The sequence below is a fragment of the Halomicronema sp. CCY15110 genome, assembly GCF_016888165.1.
GTDB lineage: Bacteria > Cyanobacteriota > Cyanobacteriia > Phormidesmidales > Phormidesmidaceae > Halomicronema.
The window spans coordinates 19,533-32,043 of the sequence record NZ_JACSWC010000434.1; the positions used below are offsets into that span (position 1 = coordinate 19,533).

Sequence of the window (12,511 nt, forward strand, 5' to 3'; positions counted from 1 at the left end):
ACTGAGGGTTTCAGGGAACGATTTCGGTAATTTCCGTCGTTAGGAAATTCGTTGTTCGGGGCAAGTTAACTATACGGAGTCACGTCGATTACCCCAGCGGTTCTAACGCCTTCGATTTTAATCATCCCATCTCCCCAACCAATAATAAGCCGTGCTATCTTCCGCCACCTTGAAATCCCAACTCACTCAGTCCGAACTGTCCTTACAGCCCGTCAAGTTACTGTCTCAACGCGACGATTACACCACTTGCCATGTCTTCATTCCCGAGGCCGGCGTCCCAGCCGGTGGGCACCGCTCTCCGGCGATCGTGCTTGATGGTGGCTTTTACAGCTTCTTCCGCTCCGCCACTGATCCAGTCAAGGTTTTTAGCCTCTTGCAAAAGCTCTCGGCCAATGGCGAACTCGCGGTCATGACACCCACCCCCAAGGGCTATGCTATCTGGGTCGCTGAACCTGATGCCCAATTGGTTGCCCCCCAAGGCCAACCACCGAGAACGTTGCCACCGTCGTTTGGGCCAGCGAATTGTTGGATTATTAACGATCGCCAACCGGGCTATCGCACTTGCACCCTCAGGGTGCCCGACCTGCCCGATACCGTCCCTGGGCTAGCTGAGGGCCAAAAGCTATTTAGTCTCTATCGGCGTGAAACTGAGGCGGAAACGGCGCTGAAGTTAGGCTCACGGCTCTCTCAGCGCGGTGATGAAATTGTGATTGTGGCAGCTCAGCAGGAGTATGCCATCTGCATTTATGAACCTGGCGCGACGATTGCTGAGTAGGTGAGCGCGAATTCATGCCTTCCATTGGCTAACGGAGGCGGGTGGGCGATCGCTGATTCGGCATGACAATAAACAACCCCCCTGGTTGCCGATCGGCAGCCAGGGGGGTTGAGGTTTTGACCCTACGAGTTGAGATCGCCAGTCGGGAATGCCTACTAGCGCCCATGCGTGGGACTAGCTGCGGCCTGGCAACACGGGTTGCTCAACCGCTTGCCGGAAGGCTTCCACATCTTCCCCAAAAGCGATCGGTAAAACGGCAACGACGTTTTCGTGGGGACGGGGAATAATCACCCAAGTTTCGAGTACGCCACCAGGAGAATTTTCGGCCGCCGCGACGCCTGCTTCCATAGCGGCTTTGACCTCAGAAATATCACCACGAATATTGATGCAAAACCGAGCACTACCCGCTCGAATATAGTTCACCAAGGTTACCCGCCCTGCTTTGACCATCGCATCTGCCGCCGCCAAAACAGGCGGAAAGCCTTTTGTCTCAAGGGAGCCAACTGCCTGAGGCATTGCCTTTCTCCTAAAAAAAATAAGCCTGTACGTAAAAAACTATTGTACGAGTCTTGTGAACTCTAGCGCGATCGCGAGGGAGGCTTTTTCCCACACTGATACATTCTTTACCTTTATCAAGGTTCAGTTACGGAATTAGAATCCGGGAAAACGATTCCCTCGGATCTCTTCAATCCAAAACTCTTCAGACGCTTCGGTGAAGTCAATGGGCAGGACCGCCTCCAAATTTTCGGGCGGGTTGGGCACGATGTAGTGCGTGGTTACACACCCCTCATTGGGTAAATCGCTACCGGCGATCAGCCCCGCTTCCACCGCACGATTCACTTCGGACACGGGGCCGCGAATGCAGACAAATTGACGTCCACTATCGGCCTGTTCATACTTCACAATGGTGACTCGACCAGCCTTGACCATGGCATCGGCCACTGCCAGCATGGCTGGAAATCCGTACGTTTCGATCACACCAACAGCAAACGGCATAGACCTCTTTGTCCACCCAAAACGCTCGTTAAGCCAATTGTCTCTAGTAAGGACTAAAAGACTAGAAGACTTTAGCCTTAGAATCATACCTTGATTGAGCTGGGCTCGGCGATCGCGGCAATGATTCGTTCACATCCCGAGTCAGGGCGAGCCCAGTCGTAATGACACACTTTGGGATCGCCCCAGCACAAGCGCAGATAGAGTTCGGTGCGGGTGGCGTCAATTTCGGCCCACTCGGCCTCGGCGATCCACCGTTCGATGGTATTCAGCTCTAGAGGCAACGGCGGTGCGCCCGATCGCCAGAGCCGAAGATTCGCGATTGAATTATGCCAGAACTCAATGACCCCACCCTTCGCCGCTTGCAAGGTCTGTTTATCGGATGGGGTGGCGATCAGTTGGGGGTGCAGTTCGGGCAGTTGGTGCGATCGCCCCTGAAAGCGGCAGGTATGCCAGACCAGGCCCGAGACGTTGTGCTCGCGCTGGTAGTGGTGAATCTGGTCGCGAAAATCTTGAACCGCAAAGACTTTACTGAGCTTTGCCGTGCCAATTGCTTTAGCCACCACTGGATTCAGCCGCTCTTCAGAAGACAAGACCACGCGTTCGCCGCGCCAAGCCGCCCGTAGTTCCTGATCGAGAAAGTCGAGAAGTTCCGCAGTGGTGTAGACCATGGGCACAGAGCCTCAAGTTTTTTCAATCTTACTCAATCCCGTTTTGATTAGGCAGGGGCGCGGCGGAATTGGCCAGCCGCTGTGTCAGCAATTCATAAATGCCCGCTGCCGCGACGGTATCCACAATGTCCACCCAGCGCTCCTCCCCAGGACTCTGGCTCACCACCGTTTGGCCCAGGGTGAGCGGACTGCTGAGTTCGACTTGCACTTGCCCGCGATAGGTTGTGAATAAGTCAGGACGCAGTAGATACGCGATGACGCAAGGGTCATGCAAGGGCGCACCAACCGTGCCCAGACGTTGCTCATCCACTTTGCCGTAGTGACCGAGCACAGCGGCGGCGACCTCGCTAACGGCGTTGCCTAACCCTTGAATTGCTGCTAACCGCGCGGGCGTCGTGAGCACCTGATGGGTAATATCCAGACTAATGAAGGTGATGGGAATGCCAGAGTCGAAGACGACTTGGGCCGCGTGGGGATCCACATAGATGTTGAACTCAGCGACGGGGGTGATGTTGCCGTGGGTAATGCCACCGCCCATCATGACGATGCGATCGATGCCCTCAGCAATTTCTGGCTTTTGGATGAGTGCCACGGCAATGTTGGTGAGCGGCCCCAGGGTCGCCAAGGTGACCGGTGCTGGTGTGGTGCTGAGCGTGTCGATTAAGTAGGTGACCGCGTGGGTCGTTTGTAGCGGCAGCGTGGGGTCGGGCAGCGTGGCTCCTTCCAGTCCCGTTTTGCCGTGAATGTCTTCGGCGGTGATCAGCGATCGCACTAGGGGACGCGGACATCCCGCATAAATGGGTATCTCTGGGCAGCCCAGCAGTTCGCAAATCTGGCGGGCGTTGCGCTGGGTGAGCGCGAGGGGCACATTGCCCGCCACGACGGTGATAGCTTGGACGGCGAGTTCGGGCGATCGCAGCGCCAGCATCAGCGCAATGGCATCATCCACCCCGGGATCACAGTCAATGATGATGGGTTTTATCGCCATTAACCTCACCTCAAGAAAGGACAATCCTGCGCTAGCGTGATAGATGGAGCTAGCGCCAGCATAGCGGCTTTTCAGGAAGGATGAGGGAATGAATCACGGCCAGACCAGTCGAGCGATCGCGAGTTTGTTGACCCTGGGGTTGCTGACGAGTTGTGCGGGCAGTTCCTTGGGGGATAATGTGCAGCAATCTTTGGAGGCTGACCCGCAATTAGAGGAGTCCGCCCCCTTTGGTGGTGATGGTACAGAGGGGAGTGCTGAGGGATCAGAGACTGCGGGAGAATCGGAAGCCGCCGCCGATGCCCCGGCTGCTAGCGATGCGACCGATTCCCGTAACCGCCGCAATCGCGAGCTCGTGCCCCCTGATTACAGGCCTTCGGTCACTGATCGCAATTCAGACTCTGCAGCGGCCCCGCCACGATCGGAAGCCTTGGCTTCGCTGGAGGGAGTACCCGCCGATTTACAATCGTACATTCGCGATTTGCAAGCACTGGAAGACGTGGAGTTAGCGATCGCCTCCTCGCAAAACTCGCGTCAATCCAGCAGCGCAAACGAATCGCCCTTTACCCAAACCATCACCCGGCGAGAGTACGCCCGCTGGCTGTTGGCGAGCTACAACGCAATTTATGCTGACGAACCCGGCGAGCGCCTGCGCCTCGGTAATCCCAGCGATGAACCGGCTTTTCAAGATATCTCGCCTAGCGATCCTGACTTTGCAACGATTCAAGGGCTGGCAGAAGCTGGCATCATTCCTAGCGAGTTTACTGGGAACAGCACTGACGTGAACTTCCGTCCGGATGCGCCGCTGACTCGGGCTGACCTGATTTTGTGGAAGGTGCCCCTCGATACCCGCGCGGCGTTGCCGACGACGACTCCAGATGCGGTCAAAACCGCCTGGGGTTTCCAAGATGCGGAGAGGATTGAAGCGTTAGCATTGCGGGCGATCGCGGCGGATTTTCAACTCGGCGACTTTGCGAATTTCAGCCGGGCGTTTGGCTACACCACGCTGTTTCGCCCGGACAAGACCGTGAGCCGAGCCGAGGCGGCAGCAGTTTTGTGGCGCTTTGGCTCCCAAACCGAAGGCGTAACCGCGGCTGATGTTCAAAAGTAGTCAGCCTGTAACGGTTGCCGAAAGCGGCTGGGTGTGAGCCCAGCAAGTTACAAAACAATCGGCTGCCCTTGCTCGGTAAAGGTCACTGCATCGATGCTAAGTGCGGAATTTTGTAACAGGGTTTCTCTCACGCTGCCAAATAACACCCTCTGTTCGCAGATAGAGAGTGAGATGAACGACCTCGTTGCATTTGGCTGACGGCGGAAATCAATATTGACGGTATTGCCGTTGTCCCCAGGCACAATCCGGTAACCTGCGAGTTCAAAATCCAGCAGGTTGGCCGTTTGAGTCGTCAATAAAGCGTGGACAATTTGCGGAATGGCCTGGTCTGGGGCGATCGCTTTGCTTTCGGCTGTGTAGTCATCACAGGTCGCGTTGGGGGTGTATAACGTCACGGTTAACAACTCTGCTGCGTCTCCCAATGGGGCCTTGGCCTGAGAGGCCGCGACGCCGAAGCTATGGGTGGTGCTCAAAAGGGTTGTCGGGACAGTCAAGGTTGTCGGCAGTTGAGCGAAGTGGCGTTTAATTGCCGTCGTATCGGTAGTTGGGGCTGCTTCGGTCAGGGAAGGGGGTGGGGCGATCGCCCCGGCGGTCAAAATGCCCACGCCTAATCCCAGCGCCAGCAAAAATCGCTGAGGCAGCTTAGCAAAGCGGTGTAAGCTTACTTTGGTCATGAATCTATGTGCTCCTGATTGACACTCTGCATGGGCTACTGCTGTGGCTGAAACCCGTTGGAATCACCGACATATTCTGTCGCTGTCACGGTTTACCCCAACCGACTATGCCACCGTGATTAATACTGCCGTCAGCTTTGGGGAGGTGCTGTCACGGCGGAACAAAAAGGTGCCCACTCTGCAAGGCAAGGTGGTGACCAATCTGTTTTTTGAGCCTTCGACCCGCACCCGTAGCAGTTTTGAGTTGGCGGCTAAACGACTGTCGGCGGATGTGCTCAACTTTGCTCCCGGTAGTTCTTCCCTGACGAAGGGGGAAACCATTCTCGATACGGCCAAAACCTATCTGGCGATGGGGGCCGACATTATGATCATTCGCCATGCGGCTACGGGCGTGCCCCACGCGATCGCCGCCGAACTGGATCGGCTGAACACCGGGGTGGGCGTGTTGAACGCCGGGGATGGGCAGCATGAACATCCGTCACAGGCCCTGTTAGATCTTTTGACCCTCTGCACCGTCCTCAATCCGGAAAAACCCAGCATTGATTTGCTCAAGGGGAAGAAGATTGCGATCGTGGGTGACATTATTCACTCCCGCGTGGCGCGATCGAACCTGTGGAGCTTGGCCGCCTGTGGCGCAGCTGTTCATGTCGCGGGGCCACCGACGTTATTGCCAGCGGATTTTGTGAAGGGATTTCAGCGATCGCCCATCGATCCGCCTGGTTTGCCGCGTCAACTCGTCCAGCACACGAGCCTGGATGCCGCGCTGGACGGGGCCGACTTTGTCATGACCCTGCGGTTGCAGCGCGAGCGCATGACCCAACACCTGCTGCCGAGTCTGCGGGAATATCATCGGCAGTTTGGCCTGTCGCACCAGCGCGTCCAGATCTGTGCGCCCGATGTGAAGATTCTGCATCCGGCCCCGGTGAATCGCGGCGTCGAAATCACCTCCGAATTGATGGATGATCCGGAGCGCAGCCTGATTGGCCAGCAGGTCACCAGCGGTGTCGCCACGCGGATGGCCCTTCTATATCTCATTGGCACGGGCGGCCAGAGTGCCGCCGACATTGTCCAGTAAGGCATTGCAGAAAGGCCGCATGTCCAATGGCAGCGAGGGTCATGGGCCGCCTGTCCGCCTACCAGCCTGGGCGACTTCAGCGATCGTCGCCGGTTGGTTGTAGGGCAGCCATCATCGATTAACAACGCATATTGACAACAGATTTCGCCCCGCTTTCAAGGGCGATGGAGCGGGTGACGTCGAGGGACTGAGCCTTAACCTTTTGCAACCCGAATTTTAAGTCTTCCGTCAGCCAGGGAAAATCTCGTTGATCGTTGCCTACCATCGAGACAGCAGCGATTTATCGCATCAATCCTGTCAGGAGGTGGAAAATGTCGGCCAGTAGTTTAATCCTGGCATTTTGCGCAGGTGCCGGTTTGGGCGGCTTTTTCTTTGGCAGCCTGTGGTTCACGGTGCGGCAGTTGCCGACGACGGGCTGGCCGGTGCGGCTCGTGGTGGGCAGCTATTTTGGCCGCATGGCGATCGCGCTCCTGGGCTTTTACCTGATTATGCAGGGCGACTGGCAGCGAGCGATCGCGGGGCTGCTGGGATTTATCGCCGCTCGGGTGATCCTCATGCAGCGCTTACAACGGCAGCGATCGCCGTCTACTGACGCGATGGGATAACGCGATGGAAATCACCCCCGATCACATCATTTATTGGCAATCCGGCTTCTTTAAGCTCAACGCCACCCTCGTCTTTTCTTGGGTGACGATGCTGGTACTGGTCATGATCTCAGCGCTAGTGACGCGCCAGCTTTCGGTCGGGCCAGACCGCATGTCACGCTGGCAGCACGGGCTAGAAATCATCGTCACGACGATTCGCGACCAGATCAGTGACGCTAGCCGTCAAGATGCCCGGCCCTTTTTGCCGTTCATCGGCACGCTGTTCTTGTTCATCGCGACCGCCAACATCATCGAGATCATCCCCGGCATGATGTCGCCGGCGGCGTCCCTGTCTACCACCATCGCCCTCGCTCTGTGTGTGTTTGTCGCGGTGCCCCTATTTGGCATTAAAAGTCAGGGCTGGGGCCACTATTTGCAGCATTACATCGAGCCGATGCCAGTCATGTTGCCGTTCAACATCATCAGCGAACTCTCGCGGACGATCGCCCTGGCCATTCGCCTGTTTGGCAACGTGATGAGCACGAGTCTGCTAGTCGCGATTTTGCTGTCCATCGTGCCGCTGCTATTTCCCGTGGTCATGGAGGCGTTTGGGCTGCTGGTGGGCGTGATTCAGGCATATGTATTCGCCATTTTGTCGATGGTGTATATCGCGTCGGGGATGCGGCTACAGCAGGCCAAAGTCGAGGATGAAGTGGAGGTCGATAATGGACAGGCATAAAGCCCGACACCTGGCTAGCAGACAATTAACTTAGGAGTGAGTCAATGGAAAACCTGACCGAACTGGGCTGGATCGGCATGATCTCAATTGTGACAGCGGGGCTGACGATCGCGGTGGGTTCGATCGCTCCGGCGATCGGCGAAGGGCTGGCCCTCGCCCGCGCCTTGGGGGCGCTCGCCCAGCAACCCGACGAAGCCAACACTATCACCCGCACCCTATTCGTCGGCTTAGCCCTGGTGGAATCCACCGCCATTTACTGTTTCGTCGTGTCGATGATTTTGATCTTCGCCAATCCCTTTTGGAACTATTTCATCAATCAGGCGGGGGGAGGGTAAGGCACCATGCTGATTGACTGGTTTACGGTCATCGCCCAGATCATCAACTTTCTGATCCTGCTATTTTTGCTGCATCGGTTTCTCTACCAGCCGATTCTCAAAACCATTGATAAACGACAAGATCAGATGCAGGTGCGTTGGGATGCTGCGGCCCAGGCCCAGGCCCAAGCAGACACCGCAGCTGAGGAACACCGCCAAGTGCAGCGCGAGCTAGAAGATCGGCGTGAGCAGATTTTGCATGCCGCCAAAGCCGAGGCAGACGAGATGCGCCAGCGGGAATGGCAGCAAGCCAAGGACGAACTCGCTCAAAAACGCCAGCAGTGGGAAGATGCCCTCGCGAACGAGCAGCAAAGCCTGTTGGCTGACTTGCAAGCGGAGTTTGGCCAGCAGGTGATCGCCATCGTGCGGCAGGTGCTGCGTGATATTGCCAACGCCGATCTGGAAGCGCAGACCGTCCAAGCGTTTCAGCATAAACTCCAGAATTTGGATGAGGAAAAGCGGCAGGCGATCGCAGACGCCTTTGCCCAGACCGATCAGCCCGTCATCGTGCAAACCAGCTACGACCTCCCCGAGGCTAGCCAAGAAAATCTGCGCCAAACCCTCCGCGACACCCACCTACTGAACGGCCAAGCGATTCACTTCGAGCGATCGCCCGCCCTGCTCTTCGGCATTCGCTTGCAAAACAACGCCTACGACCTCGCCTGGAGCGCCGACGATTATCTGCAAGAACTAGAGAAGACAATGCGATCGCCCCAACCCGATCCCGATCCCCATCCCCAAACCAAAACCGCTCATTCGTGATCCGGTTTGGCATAGTGCATTCGCCCCCCTCACCCTCTTCACTCCCCTCACCCTCTTCACTCCCCTCACCCTCTCCACCCCCCTCACCCTCTCCACCCCCCTCACCCTCTTCACCCCCCTCACCCAACCCTGCCACCCTGCCACCCTGCCACCCTGCCACCCTCCCACTCCCCCACCCCATGCTCACTCCCCTCCTCCACGATACCCTCAACGCCCTCCTCCAGCGCGATCGCCCCCCCGACCTCCAGCTTCGGGAAATCGGGACGATCGCCTCAATTAGCGGCAGCATCGCCACAGTCACAGGACTGCCCCATGCCAAGGCCGATGAGTTGCTGATGTTTCGCGGGCAGGTACCGGGAATCGCGTTTAACCTTGATCCCGATGAACTGGGCGTGATTTTGCTGGGGTCGAGTGAGCACCTGGAAGTCGGTCAGCGGGTCGAGCGCACAGCGCGCGTGGTCGATGTGCCGGTCGGCCCAGCCCTGCTAGGGCGAGTCATTGATCCGACGGGCAAACCGCTGGATGATCAGGGGGCCATTCTGACTCAAGAGCGCCGACCGATCGAGCGCCCCGCGCCACCGTTCATCCATCGTGCCCCGGTCAAAGTACCGCTGCAAACGGGGTTAAAGGTGGTGGATGCGCTGATTCCCGTCGGGCGAGGCCAGCGGGAATTGATTGTGGGCGATCGCCAGACGGGCAAAACCGCGATCGCAGTGGATACCATCCTCAATCAGCACGATCAGGACATGATCTGCATCTATTGCGCGATTGGCCAGCGGGCCAGCGCGATCGCCAACGTGATTGCCACCCTGCGCGATCGTGGGGCCATGGACTATAGCCTGGTGATGATGTCCACGGGCAACGATCCCCCAGCGCTGCAATACATTACCCCCTACGCAGCGACTTCCGTGGCAGAGTATTTTATGGATCAGGGACGCGATGTGCTGGTGATCTACGACGATCTGACCCGCCACGCCTGGGCCTATCGAGAACTGTCGTTGCTGCTGCGTCGCCCCCCCGGTCGCGAGGCGTATCCCGGCGATATTTTCTACATTCACTCGCGGCTGCTAGAGCGATCGACCCGGCTGAAGCCCGAGTATGGCGGCGGTTCCCTCACGGCGCTGCCCATTATTGAAACCCAGGCGCAAAACCTGGCAGCGTACATTCCCACCAACCTGATTTCCATCACCGACGGGCAGATTTACCTATCGCCAGAACAGTTTCAACAGGGGATCTTGCCTGCGGTGGAGGTGGGGCGATCGGTATCGCGGGTGGGCGGCAAAACTCAGCTACCAGCGTACCGAGAGGTGGCGGGCGATCTGCGGCTGTCCTACTCCCAGTACAAGGAAATGGAGGTATTTGCCCGCTTTGGCACCCAGCTCGACGACGACACCCGCCACACCCTGGAGCGCGGTCGTCGCGTACAAGAAGTGTTGAAGCAGCGGCAGGCTGCCCCCATTGCGGCGGCAGAGCAGGTGGCGATCTTGCTCGCCATTTCTGAAGGGGTGCTGGATGGGGTGCCTTTAGCCGATATTCAGCGGATGACGGAGGATATTCGGCAGGCGGTGCGGGAGCAACTGGGGGATATCTGCGACCAGATCGAGGCGGGGGAAAAGCTGTGCGATCGCGATCGCGCCACCCTCCTCAAGGTCGCCTCTCACACCGTCGATGCCGCGATGCATCAAGACGAGCCTGAGCAAACCGCGCCAGCCGATGCAGATGAGCCGCCAGGAGGCTAAATGCAAACTCCCGAAGCACTGAAATCGCAAATCGACAGCACCGAAGACCTGCAATCAGTGGTCAAAACCATGAAGGCCCAAGCAGCGGTCAGCATTCAGCAATATGAAGCGGCGCTGGCCTCGCTGCGGCAATATTCCCACACCCTAGAGTTGGGACTGCAAATTTTGCTCCAGCAGCCGAAATATGCGGACAACACCGTCGGGTTAGACCCAGACCGCTATCAGCAAAATCAGCTAGGGGTGATCCTGTTTGGCTCTGATCAGGGGTTGTGCGGCCAGTTTAATCAACAAATTGCCCAGTACCTCGATCGCTACCTGGGTGATCCACCCATTGCGATCGCTGATCAGAGACAAATTGCCGTCATCGGTGCCCGTCCGATTCCCACGCTGCAAGACTTGGGGGTGCAAATTGACGAAACGTTTCGGGTGCCTAGCAATGTCGATGGCATCACCGCTACGGTGCAAGACCTGCTGTGGATGATCGATCGCTGGCAGACCGATATGGGATGCGACAAAATCCTGCTGTTTTACAACCGCCCCACCTCCAGCGCCTCCTACGAATCGGTCATCGTCCAGCCGTTGCCCCTCGACCAAGACTGGCTCGCCACACTACGGCAGCGCCCGTGGAAAAGTCGCCGCCTGCCCACCGTCCTGATGGACCCCGAAACGCTGTTTTTCAAACTCGTGCAGCAATACCTCTTCATCACGCTGTATCAAGCCCTGGCCGCCTCCCGCGCTAGCGAAAACGCCAGCCGCCTCGCTGCCATGCAGTCCGCCGAGAGCAACATTGACGACCGCCTCGAAGAGCTCACCGCACAGTATCGCCAACAGCGCCAAAGCGCCATCACCGCCGAACTGCTCGATGTGGTCTCCGGCTTCGAAGCGTTGACGAAGTGAAGTAGCGTTGCCAGTGGGGCCGATCTCTTTTAGTCAGAGGGGTCAGGTTCCTGAGCAATTCACCGAAACCTCATCGTCATTTCAAAACAAGGAAATTGACCCCTGGCTAATTCACTCGCCGCGATGGGTCATGTCGATCCAGAGCCAGGCGTTGATGCAGCCGCGGACGACCCCGGCAAACAGGAACATCAGCGTCCAAGAATATTGGCTGGGCCAGACCATGGGGGACTCATTTGAGTACAAAGCTTTACGCTATGTCTCTCAGGATAAGGAATTTGGGCAGATCTGGACTCTGACGCTCCAGCCACACCTGCTTCAGATTGAACCGCAGCTAATCATCAGGTTCATCCAAGTGTTCTGAAGCTTCTTGATACAGATTAAAGATGTGGTCGTCTTTCAAGCAGTAGAAAACACTGCGCCCCTGCTTGCGGTAGCTCACTAATCGCATAGTCCGCAACACCCTTAATTGATGAGAAACGGCGGATTCGCTCATTTCGACCGCCTCAGCCAACTCACCTACGCTCATTTCCTTCAAAGCCAGGGCAGACAGAATCCGCCAGCGGTTTGGATCCCCAAGCACGCCAAAGAACTCGGCCATCCGCTGAGCCTTTTCGATACTCAGAATGCCACTCACCGGGAAGTCTCTCCCGATCACCGGCAACGTCTTGTTTTCAGAATCCGACATCGATTAGCCGTTATTGAGCAACTGCTATACCTTAAACTCCGGCTCCGCACTCTCAACCAAAGCTAAAGATTGTATATCCAAATACTTGAACAGGCATTCATGCGTTGTAAAATTATGAACAGTTGTTCAAATATGTGCCATTTTATCGGCTGAGGAGATTGCCATGACAACTGTTACTCAAATGAAATGTGCTTGTGATTCTTGTTTATGCATTGTCGATACCAGTAAAGCGATCGCCAAAGACGGTCATTACTATTGCAGCGAGGCCTGTGCTAATGGTCACGCCGAAGGGGCTGGCTGTGGCCATACCGGCTGCGCCTGCCACAGTTAAGCGCCTTGCGCGAAAAAAAGATCCCCATGAACCGAGTTGCGACTTCGCTCAACTCTCGATACTGGCAGGTTGAGCGAAGTCGAAACCGGATTGAACGGGTACTTTATTTAGTTGCA

General features: G+C 56.9%; 16 protein-coding genes. 10 read left to right on the plus strand and 6 right to left on the minus strand.

From position 1 onward, the window contains the following. Positions 1–151: 151 nt before the first annotated feature. Positions 152–775, plus strand: coding sequence for a hypothetical protein (locus JUK32_RS25640; protein WP_204141726.1), 624 nt, complete (start codon positions 152–154; stop codon positions 773–775). 174 nt (positions 776–949) lie between these two features. Here the strand turns inward: JUK32_RS25640 and JUK32_RS25645 are convergent, their stop codons facing one another. The 4 genes from JUK32_RS25645 to JUK32_RS25660 form a co-directional block, all read right to left on the minus strand. Further along, positions 950–1,291 (minus strand): carbon dioxide-concentrating mechanism protein CcmK, encoded by a 342-nt coding sequence (locus JUK32_RS25645; RefSeq protein ID WP_204141727.1) that lies wholly within the window; start codon positions 1,289–1,291, stop codon positions 950–952. 135 nt (positions 1,292–1,426) lie between these two features. Continuing rightward, on the minus strand, positions 1,427–1,771 hold the full coding sequence (locus tag JUK32_RS25650; RefSeq protein WP_204141728.1) for a carbon dioxide-concentrating mechanism protein CcmK: 345 nt from the start codon (positions 1,769–1,771) through the stop codon (positions 1,427–1,429). A gap of 83 nt (positions 1,772–1,854) precedes the next feature. Continuing rightward, positions 1,855–2,439, minus strand: a complete 585-nt coding sequence (locus JUK32_RS25655; RefSeq protein ID WP_204141729.1) for a hypothetical protein — start codon at positions 2,437–2,439, stop codon at positions 1,855–1,857. A 28-nt stretch (positions 2,440–2,467) separates the two neighbouring features. Continuing rightward, a complete protein-coding gene (locus JUK32_RS25660) occupies positions 2,468–3,427 on the minus strand; it encodes a nucleoside hydrolase (RefSeq protein WP_204141730.1) in 960 nt (319 codons plus the stop codon). 88 nt (positions 3,428–3,515) lie between these two features. Here JUK32_RS25660 and JUK32_RS25665 point away from each other — a divergent pair, with 88 nt between their 5' ends. After that, positions 3,516–4,535 carry an S-layer homology domain-containing protein gene (locus tag JUK32_RS25665; RefSeq protein ID WP_204141731.1) on the plus strand — a complete coding sequence of 340 codons (1,020 nt, stop codon included), beginning with the start codon at positions 3,516–3,518 and terminating at the stop codon, positions 4,533–4,535. A 47-nt stretch (positions 4,536–4,582) separates the two neighbouring features. Here JUK32_RS25665 and JUK32_RS25670 read toward each other — a convergent pair whose 3' ends face one another. Beyond that, complete coding sequence (locus JUK32_RS25670) at positions 4,583–5,209, minus strand: hypothetical protein (RefSeq protein WP_204141732.1); 627 nt, start codon at positions 5,207–5,209, stop codon at positions 4,583–4,585. A gap of 43 nt (positions 5,210–5,252) precedes the next feature. On the opposite strand from JUK32_RS25670, the gene JUK32_RS25675 reads away from it, so the two are divergent. From JUK32_RS25675 to JUK32_RS25705, 7 genes are all read left to right on the plus strand, one after another. Then, the gene (locus JUK32_RS25675) at positions 5,253–6,284 is read left to right on the plus strand and encodes an aspartate carbamoyltransferase catalytic subunit (RefSeq protein ID WP_204141733.1); all 1,032 of its coding nucleotides are present in this window, start codon (positions 5,253–5,255) and stop codon (positions 6,282–6,284) included. 311 nt (positions 6,285–6,595) lie between these two features. Continuing rightward, positions 6,596–6,889: an ATP synthase subunit I gene (locus tag JUK32_RS25680; RefSeq protein WP_204141734.1), complete on the plus strand. Its 294-nt coding sequence runs from the start codon at positions 6,596–6,598 to the stop codon at positions 6,887–6,889. A 4-nt stretch (positions 6,890–6,893) separates the two neighbouring features. Continuing rightward, on the plus strand, positions 6,894–7,607 hold the full coding sequence (locus tag JUK32_RS25685; RefSeq protein WP_204141735.1) for a F0F1 ATP synthase subunit A: 714 nt from the start codon (positions 6,894–6,896) through the stop codon (positions 7,605–7,607). Positions 7,608–7,651: 44 nt separating this feature from the next. Then, positions 7,652–7,942 carry a F0F1 ATP synthase subunit C gene (locus JUK32_RS25690; RefSeq protein ID WP_204141736.1) on the plus strand — a complete coding sequence of 97 codons (291 nt, stop codon included), beginning with the start codon at positions 7,652–7,654 and terminating at the stop codon, positions 7,940–7,942. 6 nt (positions 7,943–7,948) lie between these two features. Continuing rightward, positions 7,949–8,743: a F0F1 ATP synthase subunit B gene (locus tag JUK32_RS25695; RefSeq protein ID WP_204141737.1), complete on the plus strand. Its 795-nt coding sequence runs from the start codon at positions 7,949–7,951 to the stop codon at positions 8,741–8,743. A gap of 179 nt (positions 8,744–8,922) precedes the next feature. Beyond that, positions 8,923–10,482 (plus strand): alternate F1F0 ATPase, F1 subunit alpha, encoded by a 1,560-nt coding sequence (locus JUK32_RS25700; protein ID WP_204141738.1) that lies wholly within the window; start codon positions 8,923–8,925, stop codon positions 10,480–10,482. After that, positions 10,483–11,379: a F0F1 ATP synthase subunit gamma gene (locus tag JUK32_RS25705; RefSeq protein ID WP_204141739.1), complete on the plus strand. Its 897-nt coding sequence runs from the start codon at positions 10,483–10,485 to the stop codon at positions 11,377–11,379. A gap of 331 nt (positions 11,380–11,710) precedes the next feature. Here the strand turns inward: JUK32_RS25705 and JUK32_RS25710 are convergent, their stop codons facing one another. Further along, positions 11,711–12,064, minus strand: coding sequence for a helix-turn-helix transcriptional regulator (locus tag JUK32_RS25710; protein ID WP_204141740.1), 354 nt, complete (start codon positions 12,062–12,064; stop codon positions 11,711–11,713). Positions 12,065–12,227: 163 nt separating this feature from the next. Here JUK32_RS25710 and JUK32_RS25715 point away from each other — a divergent pair, with 163 nt between their 5' ends. Next, a complete protein-coding gene (locus tag JUK32_RS25715) occupies positions 12,228–12,395 on the plus strand; it encodes a metallothionein (RefSeq protein WP_204141741.1) in 168 nt (55 codons plus the stop codon). The last annotated feature ends 116 nt before the right edge of the window (positions 12,396–12,511 follow it).